The organism is Desulfothermus naphthae (genome assembly GCF_054657475.1).
Genome location: NZ_BAAHYQ010000001.1, coordinates 690,001 through 712,874, shown reverse-complemented (window position 1 = coordinate 712,874; position 22,874 = coordinate 690,001). Strand labels below are relative to the sequence as shown.

The following is a 22,874-nucleotide window of genomic DNA, read 5'->3' as shown; positions in this document are numbered from 1 at the left end:
AAAAAGTTAGGAGTTAAGGAGGATAAATGAAGAGTTTATCAATTCTAAAAAAGATTGCAAAAAAGATCGCCTCATTGGATAATAGAGTTGTAGAAGTTTTTATACATTCTGATTTTCCAAAGGATCCTTTAAAGGATGATGAAGTATATTTTGTGTGTCATTTGTTAGATCCAGAAATTACACACGATTTAAACGTATTTAATGAGAAAGGTACAATGTGGTCTCTTGAAATATTAGATAAATTATCTCCTTTTTTAGAAGAAATTAATTTCATTCCTGAGGTTATAATTATGCCTTTTAATTACAAACTTTACTTACAAGGAGAATACGGTAAATATTATATTACTCTTTATTTAAAAGAAGGATACACACCTGTTTTGGATGCAGCAGATCAGTTTCTCAAGGAAAAATACTAAATTTTTATTAATGAGAATTTTCTTTCTCTAATTGCTGTTTTACCCTGTATATACCAGATCCGACCATGGTAATTAAAAATATAATTATTCCGAGTACACCAAAAAATCCCTGAATAGTAGAGTGACTCATATTTTCTAAAAGCTCAATTAAGGTATGCATATATAATTCCTCCTTATCTTGCATATAGGGGACATATGTAATAAAAACCTACCTTCAATTTTATGGGAGAGTTCTCTTTTACTGCTCCGAGGATTTTCTTTATCCAGGGTTCTTTTTTCTGGGGACCTTCAACTGTCCCTATTTTCTCCGATATATTGCACATTTTTTTTAATATTTCCATAGCTTTGTCCATATTTCCCAGATAATCAACAAGACCCAGTTGTTTTGCCTGCATCCCTGTAAATACCCTTCCATCGGCCAAGGATAAAACCTTCTTCTTATCCAATTTCCGTCCCCTTGAGACAGCTTCTATAAACTGATTATGTAAATTTTCAATTAATTTTTTTATATATTTTTTTTGTTCTGGAGTTAATTTTTTAAAAGGAGATCCTACCATTTTGAATTTGCCAGTTGCAATAGACTGATCTTCCACTCCTACCTTTTTTAAAAGTCCTTTAATTGATATTAAATTTGCAACAACCCCTATACTACCTGTTATTGTCCCTGGATTTGCTACAATGACCCTGGCTGCACAGCTAATGTAATAGGCTCCTGAAGCAGCTACACTTCCCATCGATACCACAACTGGCTTTACTTTATTTAAGTTAATTACAGCCTCATATATTTCTTGAGAAGGAGCCACCACTCCTCCAGGAGAATCTATTCTTAAGATTACTCCAACTATATTTTTATTTTTTTTTAAAGCATTTATCCAGTCTATATATTTTCTGGAGTCTGTTATAGTTCCAGAAATATTCACAACTCCAATCTTTTTTACTGACAAAAAAGGTATAGAAAATTTGTCTTTTAAAATTGAAAAAAAGGCCATGGTGCAAAATAAGAGCACCACAGCCAAGGTTATCAAAAATAAGCCAAAGATGAATGGGTGTCTCTGACTGAATTTGGGTTTATTATTCTGCATTTTCCAATTTTTGTTTTATGAGATCACCTAAATTAGATCCAGCCTCTTTTTTCCGTTTTTTCTCTTCTTCAATCTTTCTCTTGGCTTCATCTTCCAAATATTGTTTGATTGAGAGGCCAAGTCTTCTTTCTTCTGCACTCACCCTAATTACCTTTGCTGTAACTTCCTGTCCAACCTTATAGAGTTCATTTGCGTCCTGGATCTTTTTATCACTTGCCTCTGAAATATACACAAGACCTTCAATTCCCTCTTCCACTTCCACAAAAAGGCCAAAATCAGTGATATTAGTAATCTTACCTGTTACGTAAGTCCCTTCAGGATATTTTTCAGGGATCTTCAACCATGGATCTTCTGTTAGTTGTTTTATGCCCAGGGTAAATTTTTCATTTTCTTTGTCTACAACCAGGACCTTGGCCCTGACCATATCCCCTGGTTTATATAGTTCACCTGGATGATGTATTTTTTTGGTCCAGGAGATGTCGGATACATGGATAAGGCCATCGATTCCATCCTCTATGCCGACAAAAATTCCAAAATCGGTTATATTTTTTATTGGTGCCTCCAAAATAGTCCCTTCAGGATATTTTTCTGAAACTATATCCCAGGGGTTAGGCCTTACTTGTTTCATGCCAAGGGAGATCCTTTTTTTCTCAATATCGATGCCTAAAACCACCACCTCAACTTCATCTCCCAATTGAACCATCTGAGAAGGATGTTTTAGTTTTCTGGTCCAGGACATCTCAGAGATGTGTACAAGTCCTTCAACCCCAGGCTCAAGTTCAACAAATACACCATAGTCAACAATATTAGTAACCTTTCCAATTACCTTTGACCCTTCAGGATACTTTTTGTGTATATCTTCCCATGGATTTGGCACCAATTGTTTAAGTCCTAAGGATACTTTTTGTTCCTCTCTGTCGTAGTTTAACACCATGAGGTCCAATGTGTCACCTAACTGAACCATCTCTTTGGGATGCTTTATTTTTTTCCATGACATGTCTGTAATATGGAGCAGACCATCCAATCCTCCTAAATCAATAAATACACCGTAGTCTGTAATATTTTTGACCTTTCCTTTAACAACCATCCCTTCTTTTAAGGTAGAAATAAGCTCTTGTCTCCGCTTTTCCCTTTCCTCTTCTAAAATTACTCGACGTGATACTATTACATTGCTTCTTTTTCTATTTATTTTTAGTACCCTAAAATCGAATCTCTCTCCAACTAGGGCATCCATGTCTGGAACTGGTCTTAAATCCACGTGTGAGCCTGGCAGAAAGGCCTCAATACCCAGAACTTCTACAGTATATCCACCCTTTATCCTTTTTACGATTTTGCCTGGAACATTTTGATTCTGCTCCTGAATTCTCTCTAATTCATCCAACACCCTCATTTTTTTTGCACGTTTGTAGGAGAGAGATATAGTGCCCTCTAGATCATTTTTGTGAATAACAAATACCTCTACCTCATCTCCTTCTTTTACGTCTAAATTTCCGTCACTATCCTGAAATTCTTCAATTGGGATCTGCCCTTCAGATTTGAAATTTACATCAACCAATACTTTCTCTGGGTCAATCCTGACCACTCTTCCTTTAACAATTGTTCCATCCTCAATGTCTAGAAAATCTTTTTCTAAATAATCTTCTAGCATGGAAGAAAAACTTGCATCTTCTGATACTGGAATCTCTCCATTTAAAAATTCACTGTGTTTAATTGGTCTTGTGTTTATCATTAATATTTTACCCCCTAACCAAAATTTTTCCATTAATAACAAAATGTTTATTTTTAGGCAATAATATTTTAATGGGTATTGGTAATTTCTTAAAGGAGATTGATTTACTTGACTTTATATAATTCCAGAGATGTCATAATCGTAAGTTTCCTTGATAACAACCTCTACCATATCTCCAGGTTGTATCCCTTGTCCTGACACATAGGCCAACCCATCTATTTCAGGGGCGAAGAACCAAGGTCTACCCTCAAATAGAGTAGGCCACTCATCACTTTTTTTGTCTATTAAGATTTTTAACTTTTTACCCTTAAATGTCTTTAAAAAATTTCTGGTTATGTTTTTTTGCACATCCATTATTATCTCTTTTCTTTTTAATTTAATCCTCTCTGGTATCTGATCGGGATATTTTGATGCAACGGTCCCTTGTTCCTTAGAATAACAAAATACCCCTAGATGAGTAAATTTTACATTATAGATAAAATTAACTAGCTGTTCAAAATGTTTGTTTTTTTCTCCTGGAAATCCCACAATGATGCTGGTTCTAATCGCAGCTTTAGGGAAAAATTCTCTTATTAAGTTTATAGTATCTTCTACTGGAACCTGAAATGGTCTGCCCATGTTTTTTAAGATATCAGGACATACATGTTGAATAGGGACATCAAAATAGGGTATAAAAGGAGGAGTTATTTCTTTTAAAAATTTTAGAAAATCTCTTGTTATGCCTTTGGGATATAAATAGAGTAGTCTTATCCAACTTAAACCTTGAAGCTTAGCTAATTCATTCAATATATTAAATAGTTTCTTCCTATCTCCTAAGTCTCTTCCATAGGACGTTACATCCTGAGCAACCACAACTATTTCCTTTCGACCTGTTGAGAGGATATATCTAGCCTCTTCAATTATATTTTTTACTGGATATGATTTAAGTCTTCCCCTGATTTTTGGAATTGTACAAAAACTACATCTGTGATTACACCCTTCAGCTATTTTTAAATAAGCATATGAAGGTGGAGTAGAAATAGTCCTAGGATAAGTGTTATGTTTTTTTAAAAAATCTTTTGCTAAAATAGATCTTAATTTATCTTGCTTTTCTATTTTCAAAAATAGATCTATCCCAGGAAGCTCCTCAATAAGTTCCTCATAATATCTATTTACTAGGCATCCTGTTACAATAACACGGGGTTTATTATCTAAAGTCTTTATTATTTCAATGGTTTCAATAATTGTATCAATTGCCTCTTCCACAGCCTCTCTTATAAAAGAACATGTATTGATTAACACTACATCTGCCTTACTGATTTTAGAAGTGGGAGAGGCGATATCTTTTATAGAACCCAGTATTTTTTCTGTGTCCACGAGATTTTTAGGACATCCCAAACTTATTGTGTAGACCTTTAACTTAGGCATAAATGACTTGACTTTATCTTTGATTTTTTTGAGATTAAAGCTATATAAAACGTGTGGTTTGGGTTTTAGTTATTGTTTATTTTACTGTCAATCCAAATTGTGGGAGAAATTTATGGAACTGGTTTTAGCAACAAGAAATCAAGGTAAAATTAGGGAGATTAAAAATATAATTTTAAAAAAAAATTTGAATATTAATGTCCTTAGTTTAGAAGATTTTCCTGATATTTCCCATATACCAGAACCAGAAGAGACTTTTGAAGGAAATGCCCTTTATAAGGCCAAATATGTGTGTGAAAAAACAGGACATGTAACTTTATCTGACGATTCAGGACTTGAGGTAGATGCATTAGATGGAAGACCTGGAGTTTATTCTGCTAGATTTGCTGGTGATAAAGCTTCAGATGAGGAAAACAATAGAAAACTCCTTGAAGCTCTGAAAGATATACCCTTTGAGAGACGTGGGGCACAATTTAGGTGTGTTATGGTGCTTTATGCAAATACAAAAGACTATGTTTTAACCCAGGGTATCTGGCGGGGAAAAATTGCTTTAAAACCTGAAGGAAATCAAGGTTTTGGGTATGATCCAATATTTTTTGACGAAAATTTAGGAAAGTGCGCGGCCATGCTCTCAATAGATGAGAAGAATAGAGTAAGCCATAGGGCCAAGGCCCTTGAAAAGATATCAAAACTAATAAAACCTTTTTTTGAAATCTTGTTTTAATTTGATAACTGGAGGAAAGAGGGAAGTGATATGTGTGGGATTATAGGATATATTGGTCACAGGCCGGCAGTGCCTATTTTATTGGAAGGTCTAAAAAGACTAGAATATCGTGGATATGATTCAGCTGGTATTGCATACATTCAACAAGAAAATTTAAAAATTATAAAATCAGCAGGAAAAATTTCTGTTTTAGAGAAAAAGGTATTTTCCAATGATCCTTTGCATTCAACTATTGGACTGGGACATACTAGGTGGGCAACTCACGGCATACCAAATGAACAAAATGCCCATCCCCATATGGACTTATCTGAAAATATATGTGTTGTCCACAACGGGATTATAGAAAATTATATAAAATTAAAAGACTCACTAAGGGCCAAGGGAATCGATTTTAGATCAGACACCGATACTGAAGTTTTGGTCCATCTAATATCAGAGCAATATAATAAGACAAAAGATCCCCTAACATCAATAAGATATTGCTTGAAACAAGTTCAAGGTTCCTATGCAATTGGAGTCATATTTTCAGATAGACCAAAGGAACTCTGGGCTGCAAAACATTCCAGTCCTCTTATTGTGGGGATTGGTGTAGGAGAAAATTTTATAGGCTCAGATATCCCTGCTTTTTTGCCCTATACAAAAGATGTTATTTTTTTAGAAGATGGAGAAATAGCCAGATTAACAACTGAACATGTGGATATCTATGCCCTGGATACAGGAAAAGAGATAACAAAAGAAATTAAAACTATTCCATGGGATATTAGTCTTGCAGAAAAGGGTGGTTATAAACATTTTATGCTCAAAGAGATAATGGAACAACCAAGGGTCATTTATGATGCCCTTGCTGGCCGAGTAGATTACAGGACAAAAAGAGTTCTATTAAATGAGCTTGACGGGTTAGGTGTGCCTGAGAAGATCCATATAGTTGCCTGTGGCACATCTTTTCATGCGGGATTTTGGGGAAAGTATCTCTTTGAATCCCTGGCAAGGATTCCAGTTGAAGTGGATATAGCTTCTGAATTTAGGTACAGGGACCCACTGATTAGAAAAAATGATTATGTAATGGTAATAAGTCAATCTGGAGAAACAGCAGATACTTTAGCAGGACTTAGAATGGCAAAAGAAATAGGAGCCAAGGTGGTGGGGCTGTGTAATGTGGTTGGCTCATCTGTGGCAAGAGAATCAGATAAAGTGTTATATACCCAGGCAGGTCCAGAGATTTCTGTTGCATCAACCAAGGCCATGTGTTCCCAGATGGTGGTTATTTTATTAATGGCTTTGTATTTTGCTGAAAAGAAAAAATTGATGGATTCAGATAAATTTAATGATATTATTAAAGGACTTAAAAATTTGCCAAAGGTCCTTGAAAAAGAGCTTCCAAAGATAAGAGAAAGAGCCAAAGAGCTTTCTGTAATGTATAGTTTTGCAAGGAGCTTTTTTTATCTAGGAAGGGGCCTAAATTATCCCCTGGCTTTAGAGGGAGCCCTAAAATTGAAAGAAATTTCCTATATTCATGCAGAAGGATATGCAGCTGGAGAGATGAAACATGGTCCTATTGCATTGATAGATCCTGAATTTCCCAGCTTTGTAATCGCCAGCAAGGGCCATTTATTTGATAAAGTAGTTTCAAATATTAAAGAAATACAGGCCAGGAAAGGGCCTATTATCTGTCTAACTCACCCAGGTATTGAAGTACCAGTAAACCACATTTGGACGGTTCCTGAGGTAGGAAATATTTTGACGAGTTTTTTGTTTTTACCAGCACTTCAACTCTTTGCCTATGAGATGGCTGTATATCTGGGCAAAGATGTAGATCAGCCAAGAAATTTAGCAAAAAGCGTAACTGTGGAATAGAGAGATGATGAAAAAAGTGGTTCTTTTTATAATATTCTTTTTTTGTGTTTTTACTCATACATCCTATTCAGCTTCCTGTAGGAGTCTTTTTTATAAAGGGTATTATAGTTTTAACTCTTTAAAAAAAGATAAAAAAAGAGCTAGATATAGAAATAACTGGCTTAAAGTGAAGCATTTATTTTATAAGGCATATATATGCAATAAAAAGGGTCCTTATGCACCAAAATCTTTGTATTATATTGGGAGGACTTATCAAGAATTGGGAAAAAGGTCCTATTTAAAAAGGGATTTTTTAAATTCCATTAAATATTTTGAACTATTGGTAAAGAAATATCCTGGCCATCCATGGGGAGATGATGCAAAGCTCTATTCAGCAAAAATAAAGCTAAATAGATTTAAAAATATAGAAGATGCATATATTGATCTCCTCTACATAGTCAATATCTATCCCAAGGGTGATAAAGTAAAGGAGGCACAAAAATTACTAAAAGAATTAGATCGTAAGTATTTAACAAAATTAAAGAAAAACTTAACAAAGAAAAAATCAAATGTCACTTTTGCTAAAAATGCCAAAAACCTTGCAAAAGTTATAAATATTAGAAAATGGGCAGACAAAGATTATGCGAGGATAGTTGTTGATTTAACTGATGAGGTAAAATTTAAAAAGTTTGTTTTAAAAAATAAAGTTTATTCCAGGTTAGTTGTTGATCTCAAAGGTGCATATTTACCCAAAAATCTTTTAGATATAAAAAAAATAGAGCTAAAGAAAAATTTTTTGTATCAGGTCAGGTTTGCTCAATTTAAAAAAAATGTAGTAAGATTTGTTTTTTATGTAGGTCATATAAAAGATTTCAAGGTCTTTGCCCTGGAAAATCCTTATAGAATTGTTGTAGATATTTATGGACAAAAGGATCTTGGAAATGTCAAATTAGTTAAAGAAGCTGTAAAAAAATCCCAGAAATTATCTGAGTCTTTGATTGAGCAGCTGGGATTAGATATTAAGACCATTATGATAGACCCTGGTCATGGTGGAAAGGACCCTGGAGCTATTTGTAGAGGACTTAAAGAAAAGGATATCAATTTGAGGCTGGCAAAAATCCTGGGGACCATATTACGACGAAAGGGCTTTAAAGTGTTATATACACGTACAACTGATAAGTTTATTCCCCTTGAAGAGAGAACAGTAATGGCCAATACAATGGGAGCAGATCTATTTATCTCTATTCATGTAAATGCCCACAGAAATAGGCGTATTAGAGGAATTGAGGTGTATTATTTAAATATTGCCAGTTCAAAAGACGCAATCAGGGTTGCAGCAAGAGAAAATGCTGTATCTTCCAGAAAAATTAGCGATTTACAATTAATTTTAACAGACCTTATGTTAAACTCAAAAATCAAAGAGTCTTCAATTTTAGCTTCAAAGGTCCTAAATAAGATACTTTTAACCTGCAAAAGATATCGACCTGAAAATAACGGTGTTAGACAGGCTCCCTTTTATGTTCTTATGGGAGCAAGAATGCCCGCTATTTTAATAGAAATAGGATATATTACAAATCCCCAAGATAGAAAAAGACTTAGGTCCTATTCTTATTTGAAGAGTTTAGCAAAGGGAGTTGTTCAGGGGATATTGGCCTATAGAAAAAGCATAAAAAAGTATGCTGGTCTATATTAAAGTATAGTATATTAAAGTATAGAAAATGGACAAAGGATTTGATGTAATAATTGTGGGAGGCGGACCTGCAGGGTTATTTGCTGGATATTACATAACTATTAACTCAAATTTAAAGGTCTTGATCTTAGAAAGAGGAAAAGCTCCCAAAAAAAGAATCTGTCCCATGTCAAAGGATAAGAAATGTAGAGGTTGTGAGCCCTGTAATATAATGAGTGGAATTGGTGGTGCTGGTCTTTTTAGTGATGGGAAATTAAACTTTGTACCAAAATTGGGGAAGACCGATTTGACTCAGTTTATGGATATTAAAGAGGCTAATTCCCTTATTGAAGAAACAGAATATATTTTTAGTAGGTTTGGTATGGATGGAGAGGTCTATCCAACAGATATAGAAAAGGCAAAGAATATCAGAAAAGAAGCTAGAAAAGAAGGAATAGAACTTCTTATAATAAAACAAAAACACCTGGGAACAGACCGTCTTCCTGAATATATGAATGAGATGATGAACTTCTTAATTTCTAAAGGAGTAAATATCTTGACCCAGGTAGAGGTCTACGACATAATTGTAAATAATAACAATATTGTCGGCGTGATTACATCTAAAGGAGAGTTTTTTGCAGATAAAGTTATATTAGCACCTGGTAGGATTGGTGCTGATTGGTTGGTCTCTTTGGCAAAAAAATACGACCTGGGGATAATCCAGCGAGGTATAGAGGTAGGAGTAAGGGTGGAGGTGTTAAATGATATTATGGAAGATATAACTAACATAATTTATGATCCATCTTTTTTTATTCAAACAAAAACGTATGAAGATCAAACTAGAACCTTTTGTACAAATAGCGGTGGCTATGTCACAATGGAAAACTATAAAAATTTTGTGTGTGTAAATGGACATGCCTATTTGGATAGAAAATCAGAAAATACTAATTTTGCTTTTTTATCCAAGGTAGTTTTAACTGAGCCAGTTACAGATAATCTCACATATGGAATTTCTATTGGACAATTAGCAACATTAATTGGAGGAGGGAAACCAATTTTACAGAGATTTGGAGATTTAAAAAGGGGCAGGAGAAGTACTTGGAATAGAATAAAAAAGGGATTTATTGTCCCAACACTTACTAATGTGACTTGTGGAGATATTTCAATGGCACTTCCTGAGCGGATTTTGACTAATATTGTAGAGGGACTGGAAATGTTAAATAGGGTAATTGCCGGGGTATCTAATGATGAAACTTTGCTTTATGCACCGGAGATTAAATTTTTTTCCACCCAAATAAACACAAACAACAAGTTGGAAACCAGAATTAAGGGGCTGTATGTAGCAGGGGATGGGGCAGGTGTTACAGGGAATATTGTAGGGGCTGCTGCAAGTGGCCTAATCCCTGCTAAAGCCATAGTTGAATAATAAAAAAGGAGGTAAAAAACAGTTAACAAAAAGTGTATATTAGCATACAATAATATTCATATAGAAACAGGTGTCTTTAAGTACATAAAAGTTTTTATGATATTTACAGGAATACACTTTTAGAGGAGGAAAAAGAAAAATTGATTACAGTCCAATGTCTTTTAGAGTTTGAATCTTTTGAAGATAGGACCCGAGTTTTAAAACTTATGCGATCTTTTTCTTCCTGTATGAGATTTGCTTATCAAAGACTCTTAGAAGGATGCAAAAGAAAGGATCTAAAAAGATCTTTACAAAAGATATTTCCTTTAAATTCCAGATATTGTGATGATGCTATTTCAAAAGCCCAAAATATGCTTACCAGATGTAAGAAAAGAGAGATAAATCCTGTTAAAATAATCTTTGGTGGAAAAAATCTGTTTGAAAAGTTAAAAAAGAACCATCTGCAGGGTAAAAGGAGAGAAAAGCTGGAAAGAAAATGGATAGAGAAAAGACAGGGAACTGTATGTTCAAAAGGAGATAAGTCCAAAAAAGGAAATCTGAATCTTAGATTCATCTTTATAAAAGGAGATTTATATCTTAGAATCAATACAGGAAAAGGAAAATACATTTATGCTAAGGTTTACAGAAAAATCCAGAAAGGAAGAAGAGAAAAAGATAAGTGGCTTTGGTTTATTCAGAATCTTTTAACAGCAGAAACAACCAGATGTTATAAACCTTATTTTGTAGAACTTAAGTTCAAAGAGAACAATGTTTATGCAATGATCAGCTTTGAAGAAAACATACCTGATATAAAAATTACCAGACAAAGTGGAGCAATAGGGATTGATGTAAATGCCTCTCCTTTTCATATTGCGTGGAGCGAAGTGGATAGAGAGGGCAATTTAAAAAAATATGGAAAAATCTCTTTGTATGAGCTATTAAACCAATCCCGCAACAAAAGACAATACCTGTTGTGGCATATAGCTCATAAGATTATAGATATTGCTTATGAAAAAAGAAAAGCGATTGTTATAGAGAATATCAAAAAATTATCAAAAGGCAGAAGAGGGGATGGAGCTGCTAAGCTGAGAAAAAGACTTCATCAATTTGTTTATAAAAGGTTTTTAGAGAAAATAGAGACTCTGGCCAGAAGAGCTGGAATTGAGGTTATTAAAGTAACCCCTGCATATACTTCTATTATAGGAGAGTTCAAATACTGTCCTCAATATTTGATAGATAAAGACATAGCAGCATCTTATGTTATAGGAAGAAGAGGATTGGGATTTGCTGATGAAATACCTAAGAATTACAAAGATCTTCTTTCTAGAAAAGAGTTTTTAGAATACGCATTAGAGATTTTAGAATCAAAAAAGAAAGAGTTTAAAAATAAGGTTGGATCTGAAAAGAATAAGTGGAAAAAGGTACCTATCAGAAAAGAGCTATTGAAGATACATAATCATCTTAAAGAAGTAAAAAATCAATTTATATATATAAGCTCTGAGGGTGATTCAGTTGCCCGAGATCAGGCCTCTGTAGGGAACAAGCCTGTGAGGGGTTTTTTAAAAAGCTGGAGAGTCCTCAGGGCAGCCTTCACCTTCCCTCTTCTTGGGAAGTCCTTTGTAAGGGACTTTTCTCCCTTGAGACGGGTAATTGTTTTAGGGGATTGGGAGGGGGTGGTGAGAAGGTTAGTTCCTGCACCTGGTGCAGGGGCTCAAGGATGGTCAAAAACCGCCAGGTGGGGCTGACCATCCTGAAAAGGCGGACTACAAATACCCCACCCAAAACTGCACTAATGTGCAGTTTTGTTAACCAGGTTTTTAAATGGTCAAAACTCTGCAATGTTTAATTAGTGGAAAGGTGCAAGGAGTGGGTTTTAGGGTTTGGACCAAGAGAGTTGCTGATCAAATGGGAATTTGCGGCTGGGTAAGGAATTTAAAGGATGGACGAGTGGAAGCGTTGGCCCAAGGAGAGGAGGAAAAGTTAGAAGAGTTTAAAGGGAAATTGGCCCAAGGCCCAGCTATTAGTAAAGTAGAAGATATTGAATGTACATATATTGACTATGATAAAAGGTACGATAATTTTGAAGTGAGGTTATAAATAAGGTGGTTAATTTTCAAATTTTTCAACAATACGGTGGAGCTGTCTACCAACAGGGGTGTCTTTGTACATTTCCTTCTCTATATTGGTAATGCCCTTTATTACAGTAGAATGTCTGCGATTAAAAAGTCTTCCTATTTCTTTTAGTGTTAAGTCTGTATATTTTCTGGCAAGATAGAAGGCGGTGTTTCTTGCAATTACAATATTTCTTTTTTTTGATCGGGATTTTAGGTTCTCTGGAGAAAGTTCAAATACTGAACAGACGGTCTTTATAATTTGATCAATTGAAGGAGTCTCAATTATGTCTGCATGGTTTTGAATTATTTCCTTAGCAACGTCTATATTAATAGTCATATTGAGGAGCTTTGCCTTTAGTGCCAAGTTTTTAATGCAACTTTCAAGTTGCCTTATATCAGTTTTTATTTTTGAGGCCACAAACTTAGACACATGGTCAGGTATGTTTATTTGGTAAAAACTAGCTTTCTTTTTAATGATCTTTAGTCTGAGATCAAAATCTGGTTTATGAATTGGGGCAATTAAGCCTGAACAGAAATAGGAGGTGAGTTGTGAATCAATGTCTTTTAATTCTTTTGGCAAAAAGGATGAAGAAAAGATCACAAGTTTTCCATTTTCTTCCATAGATTTTATGAGATAGAGAAGCTCTTCCTGCATCTTACCCTTTCCCTGGAAAAAATGGATATCTTCTAAAAGAAGCACATCAACTTTTTCCCTGTAGTATTTTTTAAATTCATTTATTTCTTTGCTCCTAAGTGCCCAAACAAGCTGATTTGCAAATTCTTCTGAAGATATATATACGATGTTGAGATTTTTAATTTTGTTTTGAGTTATAAAATTCCCCACAGAATGTATTAAATGAGTTTTCCCAAGACCTGGCGAAGAGGTTAAAAATAACATATTAAAATCAACTTTTTTTTGGTAACATATACTCTTACAGGCTGCATAGGCTAGCTCATTTTGAGGTCCTACTACAAAATCATTAAAAGAATATCTCCAGGTCAGATTTTGATTTTTATTTTGAAAATTTCTTCCAATAAGGAGGCTCGGCTTAGTTATTTTTCTATTAACCTTTTTTTCAACTGATTTTGACTTTCCATCTAATCTAGTGGTGATATGCACATCTATTTTTTGACCCACACTTTGTTGAGCCACTTCTTTTATTTTATTAAGCAAGCGATCTTTTACCCAGCTAGTTATGAAATCATTGGGACTGTATAAAAATAAGGTGTTATCCTGAACTTCTCCTTGTAAGGGTCTTATCCACAGGTGAAATAGGCCACTTTTTAGGGATTTTTCCAGATTATCTTTAATTTTTTGCCAGTAACCACTCATGGAAGTGACTATATAAATTTTTTATTAAATATCAAATCCATTCTTTCCAATTTTTGGGAAGTGATGGAAAGATAATTCTGTTTAATTATAATATATTGATATAATGGTTCTTTTTTCTTTTAGACTATTCTTTGTGGATATCTTTACAAGTTCAGATATCCAGGAATATTGGGGATGAATGTGGTTATCTACAAAAATTTCCACAAATGTTCAAAAAGTTTTCCAGATTTTGTTCTTTGCTTAATTTAAAATTTTTTAGATTTTCTCTATTTTTCATAAAATTGCATTCAGGTAACTTTTATAAGAGATTTTATCAGGTTTAAGGTAGATACTTCTTTTGATTAGTGAAAGGCCAGTGTTTTTGTCATTAAACTCCTCTATATAGAGTTTTCCTAATAAAAAAATTGCTGAGGCATCGCCTGGATTTTGTCTAATAGCTGATTCTAAATACTTTTTCGCCATCTCTTGTTCGCTTCTTTTTAGATATAAATTAGCAAGAAGGGTATATATTTGTGGATACTCTTTTGGGTCTATTTTTTTTAGCCATTGTAGAGCTAAATCAAGCTGATCTTTAAGTTCGCATATTTGAGCAAGTCTAATTATGGCAAAAACGTGTTTTTCCTCGATTTCAATACATTTTAAAAAGGATTTTTCTGCCCTGTTTAGATCATTTAGTTTCATATATATAGAACCTAGATTATAGAAATAGGTAGCTAACTTTTCTATGGTTGAAGCTTGTTTAAACATTTTTAATGCATTTACATAATCGCCGATTTTTCCATAACAGACCCCTAGAGAATTTAGGGCTATATGGTTTTGAGAATCCATTATTAATGCCCTTTTATATTCTTCAATAGCCGAGTATATATCACCTTTTATGAATAGTTTGTCCGCGCGTAAGTTAAATGTTGTTGAATTAAAGATGACGATCTTTGGGGGAGGAATTAGTAATGCGTGTTCCAAAGAATCTATTGAAAATTTAATTGTTTCTAATCTATTGAGGTCTAATAGGGGATAATTTGTTATTCCTATTTTTACATCTTTATGAGAACAAGCAATGCTTTTTAATTCTTGAAATATAAAGTCCTCTTTTGTGATTTGAAAGTTGTTGATTAAAATTATGAATTTTTCAACACCAAGATATTCTGTGTTTATATCAATTTTTTCTTTTTTTAATATATATGTAATATCTTTAAAAATATTTTGGGGACTAATAATATGTAATATAGAAAATTGATTAACTTTCTCAGATTTATTATAAAAATTAAGTATAAAATTTTTATAAATGGATGCAGGAGTTTTTTCTTGTGGATATTCTTGAATTGGTTTTAAGGTATCTCCTATTTTAATGGGATTAAAGGGATTATGTCTGATTATTATATCACCAACTGAACAATTTCTTGAACTATTTGATATTATTAATTCGGCCTTTAATTGACTTGTTTCACAATCAAAAATTTGAAAAAATTGGCCACACTTAATACCAAAATCCTCACCAATATTTATATTAACCCTGTCCATATTTATTAGTTTATTGATAACAGCACAATTATTTAAAATATACTTAAAGGATATTGGATAGTTTGGAATTTTACTATTTTGTAAAATTTTAATTCCTTTTTTTAATATATTTAAAATCTCATAAGCGAGATCTATAGGATTCATTTTAAATAAATATCCGGGAATATCATTAGGATATTTAATAAATAATGTAAGAGGTTTAATTTCAGAAAAATGTTCATAATTTTTAGTATTACTTAATATACTACTTAATTTTGTGTGGATTGTATTGATTATATTAACAGAATTATTAATAATTAAAAATAGAATGTGGCTATGTGTATCGACGTAGATTTCTTCAATATTTAAAGAGTGTTTGACTATTTTAATTAAATTTTTTAGATTAGATTTCCATTTTTTAAATCCAATTTCATTTAGCAACTTTTCACTATTTAAAAGTTTTACTCCTACAACATGAAAACTTCCCTGGGGAAAATCTATATCTGAGATAATAAGTGCCTTAGAATCAATAGTAAGATGAGAGATTACTTGCTCTATTTTTAAACTTAATTCGCTCAAAAAGGCTTTATGATGGAGACATGGTAGGTCTGGGTCAAAGGAAGAACTTTTTTTTAAAGCAATGTTTTCTAAAATTAATTCAAAAAAAGCGCTAAAATGTTCCTCAGAAAATTCCGTAAAATCAATGTCAGGTAGATCTATAGTAATAACTATTAATTCAGAAAGATTACTTAAAGAAAGCTTTATTATTATCTGTTTTGTCTCTTTTGCGAAATCTATTTGGATTTTGTCCTTAATCTGACCAAAAGATGGCTCATTTGAAAGATAAATGGTAAGCTTTTTGAGTGAAATAAATTTACTTAATTGATGTGTTATAAATTTCTTATTATTTAGGATATCCTGAAAGGAAATATCAATATCATTTAGCACTGTTATTACCAACGAGAGATTTTGGACTTGTATTTTTCAGGGCAAAATAATATCTTTTTTATTCCTTGTCTAGCGATAATTTTGGCTTAACTTAAAGATATAGGAGGTCTATTATGATAGAGGTTATAATGAAAGTTATCAAGGAACGTAGAAGTATCAGGAGATTTGAGGAAAAGGATGTATCTTTAGAGGACATAAAGACTATATTAGAGGCAGGTAGATGGGCACCAAGTGGTATGAATAATCAACCATGGAGGTTTTTGGTATTAACAAAAGATGATGCTCGCACTCCTCCTTTGGCAGAGTGTACTAAATATGGAAAAATAATTCTTCGTGCCAATAAATTAATAGTAGTGTTGATTGATAAGCAGGCAATGTACAATGAAACTAAAGATCACCAGGCAATAGGAGCGTGTATCCAGAATATGTTACTTGCTGCCCATGCCCTGGGACTTGGGGCTGTGTGGCTTGGAGAAATCTTAAATAATGAAAAAAGAGTCCTAGAGATTTTGAAACTGGATGAAGAAAGATATGGTTTAATGGCTGTAGTTGCCATTGGATATCCAGCTCAGGAGGGTAAGTCATCAAGAAAACCACTCAAAGAATTAATGTTGGAGGAAATATAATGTTAAAAGTATCTTGTTTTCCCTTAGGTCCAATTCAGACAAATTGCTATGTTGTCCATAACCGGGTAGAGGCAATAGTTATAGATCCAGGAGGGGATCCTTCAGTTGTTTTAAATTTTTTAAAGAAAAACAATTTAGTATTAAAATTTATTTTAAACACCCATTTTCATTTTGACCACATATTGGGAAATAAAGACCTTCAGGACGCTACTTCAGTGGATATTTTTGCTTCAAATAAGGATGAGTTTCTTTTAAAGGCACAGGTTGGGGGAGGTGGAGGAATGTTTGGATTTCCACAGGTTCCACCCTTTACGTATAAAAATCTAGAAGAAGGAGAAGTTTATTGGTTAGGAGAAAGGGCCTATGTGTATTCCACTCCAGGACATACCCCTGGTAGTTTGTCTTTTTACTTTCCTGAGTCAAAGGCCCTGTTTTCTGGGGATTTGATATTCCAAAGATCCATAGGCAGGACAGACTTTCCAGGTGGAAATCTGGAAGAGCTTTTAGATTCAGTTAGGAAAAAGGTATTTGTCCTTCCCGGTGATACAATAATTTATTCAGGGCATGGTCCTGCAACCACTGTACACGAAGAAAGATTATTTAATCCTTTTTTTCAGGAGGGCGTGATGTTTTAACTATTGCTCTTAAATTATTAGTAAGGAGATATTTTAGGAGAGGTCGAGATATTTTAGGAGAGGTCGCCTCTGCTTAATTTTGTGTCTAGTCCTTATATCCCTAAGGGGAAAATATAATTGTTGAAACATAAATTAACATTCATTGATTTTGTCATAAAAGAATGGCTGCTAATCGCCTCAGGGGTAGGTTTTGTCCTGTTATCCCTTTATTTAAAACAGCTACCCAACTTCTCAATCAATGAGTTAGAGGTCCTGTTTATCTTGTATGTATTATTTATTACGGTAAATGGATTACAGAGAAGTGGGTTGCTTTTAAAAATTGCGCAATTTCTAGAAAAGGGTAGAGCCATACCCTTAAAATTGGTGCTTGTAACCTTTTTTTTCTCTATGGTGCTAACAAATGATATTGCGTTAATTGTTATTGTTCCCCTTACATTATCGCTTAACATAAATAAAAAAGACACTTTAGTAATTTTAGAGGCATTGGCAGCCAATGCTGGTTCTGCATTAACTCCAATTGGCAATCCTCAGAATCTTTATATTTATTGGTTTTACCACATTCATCCCTTTACATTCATAAAGACGATTTTTCCTTTTTCTTTTGTTTTTCTTGGACTGCTGACGGTTTTTTCGCTCTTTGTTGTAATCCGAAAAGATTTAAAGCCAGATCAAATACAGAAAATCAATAAAAAAGCATATATTTATGGGGTACTATTTATTATTGTTCTTCTAACTGTTTTTCATATTCTTCCTCTTATAAGTGGAGTTGCTGTTATATTTTTTGCGCTCATATTTGACCAAAAGGCCTTATATGTTGATTATTCTCTACTTTTTAGCTTTTTTTTCTTTTTTGGAATAGCGGACAACCTAAAAGTCATACTGGCTCCTGAGATAAGCCACTCAGGACATATATTTCTATTGGCACTACTTACAAGTCAGGTCATGAGTAATGTTCCAGCAACCCTACTTATTGCAAAGTTTACATCAAATTGGCAACCATTATTGTGGGGGGCAAATGCTGGTGGATTTGGTAGTTTGGTTGGCTCTTTGGCAAATCTTATAGCCTATAAATTATATATCTTACATGAAGGAACAAATAAGACAGCAAGGTTTACTGCAAAATTTCTTATTTTAGAATATATGGCATTGTTTATTTCAATAGGTTTATATTTTGTACTTGTTAACCCAGCAGATTTTTTGTGGATTATCAAATGGCTTAAGGGTTAGTCCTTACCTGAACTCTATTTGACGGGCACGCATATTACCATTTAGACCTTACAGTTTCCTAAAGAAAATTTAACTCTGGTTGGAGAAAAAAGTAATAAACATGAATCTACTCATTGAAAAATTTTTTTCTTTTTTTCCAATTATGAGGTGTCCTATTTGTGGAGGACTTAAAAATAATGGTTTTTTGTGCAAGTTATGTGCAGAGAAAATAGACTCGCTCTATGTCCAAAAAGGCTATTGTATAAGATGCGGTGAATCCTTGGCATCTGAAAAATTAACCTGTTGTGGCGAGTGCTTAACAAATAAACGGCCATGGGATTACTTTTCCTTTTATGGATATTACAAAGGTGTTTTAAGACAGATAATTACAGAGTTTAAGTATAAAGGTGATTTTGCTTATTTAGGGATACTTCAAGATCTTTTATGCAAGGCATATTTAAAGGGTGATTTTGATTTTGATCCTGATGTTATTATTCCAGTGCCTATCCATAAAAATAGGCTTAAATTGAGAGGGTTTAATCAATCTTTAGAAATTTCTAAAAGGTTGTCTAGAGTAATCGGTGTTCCTATTGAAAGAAATATTTTGGTTCGTACAAAAGATACTGTCTCGCAGGTAGGACTTAAGAAGTCAGAGAGAGAAAAAAATGTAAAAAATGTCTTTCGTGTAATAGGAGATATTAAAGGCATAAATCTCATTTTAGTAGATGATGTTTATACTTCAGGCGCTACTGCGTCAGAATGTTCTAAGGTTCTAAAGGCAGTGGGGGCCAGGATAGTTAGTGTGTTAGTAGTCGCCAGGACTGAGAGTGGACACCTTGAAGATAACTCTTGACTAATTATATAAAATAAGATTAAAGTAATTTTTTCAGCGAAATTTGTTTTGTGAAAAATATCCAGCCAAAATGTTTTTGTTGGGGATATATAATTTTTTTGGGAGGGAATTTTATCATGTATGTAATTTTAGAGACTGGAAGTAAACAATATCCAGTAAAAGAAGGGGATGTTATCACTGTTGAGAAATTGGATGCTCAAGTGGGAGATGAAGTGGTTTTAGACAAGATTTTGTTTGCTTGTAGAGGCGAAGAGGATGTGTTGGTTGGGGATCCCTATTTGAATGGAAAGGTAGTAGGTGAAGTTGTTGAGCAGGGCAGGCATAAAAAGGTCATTGTCTTTAAATTTAAGAGGCGTAAAGATTATAAGAAAAAACAAGGGCATCGTCAGTATTACACCAAAATTAAAGTAAAATCCATAGAGGTTTAAGGGGGCATATTATGGCTCATAAAAAAGCAGGTGGTAGTTCAAGGAATGGAAGAGATAGTATTGGACAAAGGCGTGGTGTAAAGCGTTTTGGAGGGCAATTAGTTAAAGCGGGAAATATTTTGGTCAGACAGCTTGGAACAAAGATATATCCTGGTGAAAATGTAGGTATGGGTAGAGATTATACCCTTTTTGCCAAGGTTGATGGATATGTAAAGTATGAAAAGTTTACCAGGAAGAGAAGGGTCAAGACCAGGGTGCATATTATCCCGGTTGAACAATAAAACTCTTTTTGTGCTTTTAGTTCCGTAGAGCTTAAGCCAGGAGGTTTGTATTTTGGGTGTGCCTGAAAATACGGCCTCCTTTTTTGTTTTTTTAATAGGCTGGTTTAGATATGAAATTTGTAGATGAAGCAGAAATATTGGTGAGGGCTGGACGTGGGGGAAATGGGTGTGTATCCTTTAGGAGAGAAAAATATGTTCCAAGGGGTGGGCCAGATGGTGGGGATGGTGGTAAAGGTGGAGATGTTTATGTTAAGGCCAAGGAAAATCTCCTTACCCTCTATGATTTGAGACTTAAAAGAGTTTATAAGGCAGAAAATGGTCAACCTGGTCAGGGAAAACAGAAGAATGGACCAAAGGGTAAAGACCTATACATTTATGTACCACCAGGGACCCTGGTTTATGAGATAGATGATAATGAAGAAAAAAAACTATTAGCAGATTTAGATGTTAAAGATAAAAGTATCCTGGTTGCTAGAGGAGGTCGGGGAGGTAGAGGCAATACCCATTTTAAATCTCCTGTTCAAAGGGCTCCTCGCATAGCTGAGAGAGGTGAAGAGGGTGAAGAAAAGCGCCTTTTTTTAGAGCTTAAGTTGATTGCAGATGTGGGTCTAATAGGACTTCCAAATGCAGGTAAATCTACTTTTATCTCAAAGGTTTCAGCAGCAAGGCCCAAAATTGCATCTTATCCCTTTACCACGCTTACTCCTCAGTTAGGAGTGGTTGAAGGAGATATAGGTGAAAAAATTATTATTGCGGATATTCCAGGCCTAATAGAAGGGGCTCACAAAGGTCAAGGATTGGGTGATAGGTTTTTAAGACATGTGCTCAGAACAAAGGTGTTGGTACATCTCTTAAGTGTTGAAGAAATATCCTTGGATTCCCCATTAGATGGGTTTGAACTTATAAATGAAGAGCTTTCTAAATTTGACCCTGCCCTTGTCTCAAAGCCTCAAATTCAGGTGATAAATAAGATAGATCTGCTTGATGAAGGAGAAAAAAGGTATTTAAAAAACAGGCTGGAAAAATTATCTAAAGAGGTTTATCTCTTGTCTTTAAAGACAAAAGAAGGACTAAGTAAAGTAATGGAAAAAATTTGGCTTGAGGTAAAAGGCTACGTTCCAAATATCTTTATTAAATAACTCTATTATAATAATTGAGAGGAAGTTGTCATTAAATCAATGATCAGGTGAATTTAAATGGAGCTTGATAAAAAGATTAAAGATGAGGCATTTGTAAGTACGATTAGAAATACTCTTGAGCAATCTAAGCTTTTAGTTGTAAAAGTAGGAAGTGCTGTTTTGACTAATGGTAATAAGGGATTGGATTTGAGGGTCATAAATAGGCTGGTGGATCAAATTTCCAGTATCCACGATATGGGGAAAAAAGTCATCCTGGTCTCTTCAGGTGCTGTGGCAACAGGAGCAACCTATTTAAAATATTCCCTTACAGGAAAATTACCATTAGAAAAAAAACAGGCCGCAGCAGCAGTTGGACAGAGTAGGCTTATGCACATATATGACGAGGCCTTTGAAAAATATAATAAAATTACAGCACAGGTGCTTCTAACTAAAGATGATTTAAAGAGTAGACAAAGATTTTTGAATGCCAGAAACACCTTTTCTACGCTTCTTGCAGAGGGTGTTATACCAATTGTAAATGAAAACGATACAGTAGTTGTGGAGGAATTAAAATTTGGAGACAATGATTATTTGGCCACCTTAATACTTAATCTAGTTGGTGCAGATCTGTTTATAAATCTTACTTCTGCTAAAGGGGTCTATACATCAAACCCAGATCAAGATAAAAATGCAAAACCTATTCATTTTATTGATGATATAATGGCCCTTGATATTGAATCTATGTGTACAGGAAAGACTCTTACCGGGACAGGGGGGATGTATTCAAAGCTGCTTGCAGCAAAGCGGGCTGCTCAACTCGGGGTTCCCACTTTGATCCTATCAGGCAAGATTCCCTTTGTTTTAGAAAAGGTATTTAGTGGAGAAATTCATGGTACATGGATACAACCGTGCAAAAGTGGTATATCCAGAAGAAAATTTTGGCTTGCTTACAATTTAGAGCCAAAGGGTAGTGTTGTTGTTGACTTAGGCGCAAAAAATGCCCTTTTATTTAAAGGAAAGAGTTTGTTGCCCGCAGGGATTGTAAGAGTTTTGGGTAAATTTGAAGAAAATTCTCTGGTTAAGATATTATCTGAAGATGGAGCTCAAATTGGCGTAGGTCTTTGTAACTATTCAAGTGAAGAGTTAAAAAAGATTCTGGGTAAGAATACCCGGGATATTCCAAAATTAATAAAAAGAGAAGTATGTCCTGAAGAAGTTGTACATCGGGATAATTTGTTGATTGATGCAGTTTTTTAAAGGATTTTGTTAAAAAATTTTTTTAAAAAAAATTGTTGACAGAAGTTTTAAAAATACTTATATATCTTTTTCTCAGCGCGAGTGAAAGAGTTTTTAAAAAATAGAGAAAAAGCTATTGACAAATTAGATTTAGAAAGTATAATTTTAAATCCGGTTCATTGACAATTAGATAGTTATAGGAATGGGGAGGACAGGTAAGGATAGAGGCTCTATCCTTTAGGGGGTAGGGCAGGGTTATAGAAATAACCTGAGAGTTTGATCCTGGCTCAGAATGAACGCTGGCGGCGTGCCTAACACATGCAAGTCGAGCGCG

Annotated in this window: 21 protein-coding genes and 1 rRNA gene (1 of these 22 running past the window's edge); 16 read left to right on the top strand and 6 right to left on the bottom strand. The window is 34.1% G+C overall.

All coding sequences use genetic code 11. The features are described 5' to 3' along the window. Positions 1 to 26 precede the first annotated feature (26 nt). Complete coding sequence (locus ACYQ1E_RS03410; protein ID WP_459875336.1) at positions 27 to 416, top strand: hypothetical protein; 390 nt, start codon at positions 27 to 29, stop codon at positions 414 to 416. Positions 417 to 423: 7 nt separating this feature from the next. Here ACYQ1E_RS03410 and ACYQ1E_RS03405 read toward each other — a convergent pair whose 3' ends face one another. The 4 genes from ACYQ1E_RS03405 to rimO form a co-directional block, all read right to left on the bottom strand. Then, entirely contained in the window at positions 424 to 576 is a 153-nt protein-coding gene (locus ACYQ1E_RS03405) for a hypothetical protein (RefSeq protein WP_459875334.1), read from the bottom strand. Between the two features lie 13 nt (positions 577 to 589). After that, positions 590 to 1,405, bottom strand: a complete 816-nt coding sequence (gene sppA, locus ACYQ1E_RS03400) for a signal peptide peptidase SppA (RefSeq protein ID WP_459875332.1) — start codon at positions 1,403 to 1,405, stop codon at positions 590 to 592. An 82-nt stretch (positions 1,406 to 1,487) separates the two neighbouring features. Then, complete coding sequence (locus tag ACYQ1E_RS03395) at positions 1,488 to 3,146, bottom strand: 30S ribosomal protein S1 (RefSeq protein WP_459878449.1); 1,659 nt, start codon at positions 3,144 to 3,146, stop codon at positions 1,488 to 1,490. A 195-nt stretch (positions 3,147 to 3,341) separates the two neighbouring features. Next, positions 3,342 to 4,634 carry a 30S ribosomal protein S12 methylthiotransferase RimO gene (gene rimO, locus ACYQ1E_RS03390; RefSeq protein ID WP_459875330.1) on the bottom strand — a complete coding sequence of 431 codons (1,293 nt, stop codon included), beginning with the start codon at positions 4,632 to 4,634 and terminating at the stop codon, positions 3,342 to 3,344. Between the two features lie 112 nt (positions 4,635 to 4,746). Here rimO and ACYQ1E_RS03385 point away from each other — a divergent pair, with 112 nt between their 5' ends. The 6 genes from ACYQ1E_RS03385 to ACYQ1E_RS03360 all read left to right on the top strand — a co-directional run bounded on the left by ACYQ1E_RS03385 (position 4,747) and on the right by ACYQ1E_RS03360 (position 12,359). Further along, entirely contained in the window at positions 4,747 to 5,355 is a 609-nt protein-coding gene (locus ACYQ1E_RS03385; protein ID WP_459875328.1) for an XTP/dITP diphosphatase, read from the top strand. Between the two features lie 30 nt (positions 5,356 to 5,385). Then, the gene (gene glmS, locus ACYQ1E_RS03380) at positions 5,386 to 7,209 is read left to right on the top strand and encodes a glutamine--fructose-6-phosphate transaminase (isomerizing) (protein ID WP_459875326.1); all 1,824 of its coding nucleotides are present in this window, start codon (positions 5,386 to 5,388) and stop codon (positions 7,207 to 7,209) included. Between the two features lie 4 nt (positions 7,210 to 7,213). After that, a complete protein-coding gene (locus ACYQ1E_RS03375) occupies positions 7,214 to 8,881 on the top strand; it encodes an N-acetylmuramoyl-L-alanine amidase (protein WP_459875324.1) in 1,668 nt (555 codons plus the stop codon). 25 nt (positions 8,882 to 8,906) lie between these two features. Beyond that, complete coding sequence (locus ACYQ1E_RS03370) at positions 8,907 to 10,283, top strand: NAD(P)/FAD-dependent oxidoreductase (RefSeq protein WP_459875323.1); 1,377 nt, start codon at positions 8,907 to 8,909, stop codon at positions 10,281 to 10,283. 140 nt (positions 10,284 to 10,423) lie between these two features. Beyond that, positions 10,424 to 12,007 (top strand): IS200/IS605 family accessory protein TnpB-related protein, encoded by a 1,584-nt coding sequence (locus tag ACYQ1E_RS03365; RefSeq protein WP_459875321.1) that lies wholly within the window; start codon positions 10,424 to 10,426, stop codon positions 12,005 to 12,007. Between the two features lie 76 nt (positions 12,008 to 12,083). Beyond that, positions 12,084 to 12,359, top strand: a complete 276-nt coding sequence (locus ACYQ1E_RS03360) for an acylphosphatase (protein WP_459875319.1) — start codon at positions 12,084 to 12,086, stop codon at positions 12,357 to 12,359. A gap of 9 nt (positions 12,360 to 12,368) precedes the next feature. Here ACYQ1E_RS03360 and dnaA read toward each other — a convergent pair whose 3' ends face one another. Continuing rightward, on the bottom strand, positions 12,369 to 13,709 hold the full coding sequence (gene dnaA / locus ACYQ1E_RS03355; protein WP_459875317.1) for a chromosomal replication initiator protein DnaA: 1,341 nt from the start codon (positions 13,707 to 13,709) through the stop codon (positions 12,369 to 12,371). A gap of 273 nt (positions 13,710 to 13,982) precedes the next feature. Continuing rightward, on the bottom strand, positions 13,983 to 16,157 hold the full coding sequence (locus tag ACYQ1E_RS03350; protein ID WP_459875315.1) for a tetratricopeptide repeat protein: 2,175 nt from the start codon (positions 16,155 to 16,157) through the stop codon (positions 13,983 to 13,985). 113 nt (positions 16,158 to 16,270) lie between these two features. On the opposite strand from ACYQ1E_RS03350, the gene ACYQ1E_RS03345 reads away from it, so the two are divergent. The 9 genes from ACYQ1E_RS03345 to ACYQ1E_RS03305 form a co-directional block, all read left to right on the top strand. Continuing rightward, a complete protein-coding gene (locus ACYQ1E_RS03345; RefSeq protein ID WP_459875313.1) occupies positions 16,271 to 16,783 on the top strand; it encodes a nitroreductase family protein in 513 nt (170 codons plus the stop codon). Then, positions 16,783 to 17,418 (top strand): MBL fold metallo-hydrolase, encoded by a 636-nt coding sequence (locus ACYQ1E_RS03340; protein ID WP_459875312.1) that lies wholly within the window; start codon positions 16,783 to 16,785, stop codon positions 17,416 to 17,418. Before ACYQ1E_RS03345 ends, ACYQ1E_RS03340 begins: the two co-directional genes overlap by 1 nt. 117 nt (positions 17,419 to 17,535) lie before the next feature. After that, the gene (locus tag ACYQ1E_RS03335) at positions 17,536 to 18,645 is read left to right on the top strand and encodes an SLC13 family permease (protein WP_459875310.1); all 1,110 of its coding nucleotides are present in this window, start codon (positions 17,536 to 17,538) and stop codon (positions 18,643 to 18,645) included. A gap of 100 nt (positions 18,646 to 18,745) precedes the next feature. Then, the gene (locus ACYQ1E_RS03330; protein WP_459875308.1) at positions 18,746 to 19,477 is read left to right on the top strand and encodes a ComFC family protein; all 732 of its coding nucleotides are present in this window, start codon (positions 18,746 to 18,748) and stop codon (positions 19,475 to 19,477) included. A 116-nt stretch (positions 19,478 to 19,593) separates the two neighbouring features. After that, positions 19,594 to 19,905 carry a 50S ribosomal protein L21 gene (gene rplU, locus ACYQ1E_RS03325; protein WP_459875306.1) on the top strand — a complete coding sequence of 104 codons (312 nt, stop codon included), beginning with the start codon at positions 19,594 to 19,596 and terminating at the stop codon, positions 19,903 to 19,905. Between the two features lie 11 nt (positions 19,906 to 19,916). After that, positions 19,917 to 20,186, top strand: a complete 270-nt coding sequence (gene rpmA / locus ACYQ1E_RS03320; protein ID WP_459875304.1) for a 50S ribosomal protein L27 — start codon at positions 19,917 to 19,919, stop codon at positions 20,184 to 20,186. A gap of 110 nt (positions 20,187 to 20,296) precedes the next feature. Next, the gene (gene obgE / locus ACYQ1E_RS03315) at positions 20,297 to 21,325 is read left to right on the top strand and encodes a GTPase ObgE (protein ID WP_459875302.1); all 1,029 of its coding nucleotides are present in this window, start codon (positions 20,297 to 20,299) and stop codon (positions 21,323 to 21,325) included. A 57-nt stretch (positions 21,326 to 21,382) separates the two neighbouring features. After that, positions 21,383 to 22,561, top strand: coding sequence for a glutamate 5-kinase (gene proB / locus ACYQ1E_RS03310; protein WP_459875300.1), 1,179 nt, complete (start codon positions 21,383 to 21,385; stop codon positions 22,559 to 22,561). A 243-nt stretch (positions 22,562 to 22,804) separates the two neighbouring features. Next, positions 22,805 to 22,874 (top strand): 16S ribosomal RNA (locus ACYQ1E_RS03305) (it continues 1,550 nt past the right edge of the window).

What these genes read in the sequence shown, in the direction of transcription:
- obgE (WP_459875302.1), top strand. Translation starts at nt 20,297, where the DNA reads ATGAAATTTGTAGATGAAGCAGAAATATTGGTGAGGGCTGGACGTGGG.
- dnaA (WP_459875317.1), bottom strand. Translation starts at nt 13,709, where the DNA reads ATGAGTGGTTACTGGCAAAAAATTAAAGATAATCTGGAAAAATCCCTA.
- rpmA (WP_459875304.1), top strand. Translation starts at nt 19,917, where the DNA reads ATGGCTCATAAAAAAGCAGGTGGTAGTTCAAGGAATGGAAGAGATAGT.
- ACYQ1E_RS03410 (WP_459875336.1), top strand. Translation starts at nt 27, where the DNA reads ATGAAGAGTTTATCAATTCTAAAAAAGATTGCAAAAAAGATCGCCTCA.
- ACYQ1E_RS03330 (WP_459875308.1), top strand. Translation starts at nt 18,746, where the DNA reads ATGAATCTACTCATTGAAAAATTTTTTTCTTTTTTTCCAATTATGAGG.
- ACYQ1E_RS03370 (WP_459875323.1), top strand. Translation starts at nt 8,907, where the DNA reads ATGGACAAAGGATTTGATGTAATAATTGTGGGAGGCGGACCTGCAGGG.
- proB (WP_459875300.1), top strand. Translation starts at nt 21,383, where the DNA reads ATGGAGCTTGATAAAAAGATTAAAGATGAGGCATTTGTAAGTACGATT.
- glmS (WP_459875326.1), top strand. Translation starts at nt 5,386, where the DNA reads ATGTGTGGGATTATAGGATATATTGGTCACAGGCCGGCAGTGCCTATT.
- ACYQ1E_RS03340 (WP_459875312.1), top strand. Translation starts at nt 16,783, where the DNA reads ATGTTAAAAGTATCTTGTTTTCCCTTAGGTCCAATTCAGACAAATTGC.
- ACYQ1E_RS03360 (WP_459875319.1), top strand. Translation starts at nt 12,084, where the DNA reads ATGGTCAAAACTCTGCAATGTTTAATTAGTGGAAAGGTGCAAGGAGTG.
- rimO (WP_459875330.1), bottom strand. Translation starts at nt 4,634, where the DNA reads ATGCCTAAGTTAAAGGTCTACACAATAAGTTTGGGATGTCCTAAAAAT.
- ACYQ1E_RS03405 (WP_459875334.1), bottom strand. Translation starts at nt 576, where the DNA reads ATGCATACCTTAATTGAGCTTTTAGAAAATATGAGTCACTCTACTATT.
- ACYQ1E_RS03385 (WP_459875328.1), top strand. Translation starts at nt 4,747, where the DNA reads ATGGAACTGGTTTTAGCAACAAGAAATCAAGGTAAAATTAGGGAGATT.
- rplU (WP_459875306.1), top strand. Translation starts at nt 19,594, where the DNA reads ATGTATGTAATTTTAGAGACTGGAAGTAAACAATATCCAGTAAAAGAA.
- ACYQ1E_RS03345 (WP_459875313.1), top strand. Translation starts at nt 16,271, where the DNA reads ATGATAGAGGTTATAATGAAAGTTATCAAGGAACGTAGAAGTATCAGG.
- ACYQ1E_RS03395 (WP_459878449.1), bottom strand. Translation starts at nt 3,146, where the DNA reads ATGCTAGAAGATTATTTAGAAAAAGATTTTCTAGACATTGAGGATGGA.
- sppA (WP_459875332.1), bottom strand. Translation starts at nt 1,405, where the DNA reads ATGGCCTTTTTTTCAATTTTAAAAGACAAATTTTCTATACCTTTTTTG.
- ACYQ1E_RS03375 (WP_459875324.1), top strand. Translation starts at nt 7,214, where the DNA reads ATGATGAAAAAAGTGGTTCTTTTTATAATATTCTTTTTTTGTGTTTTT.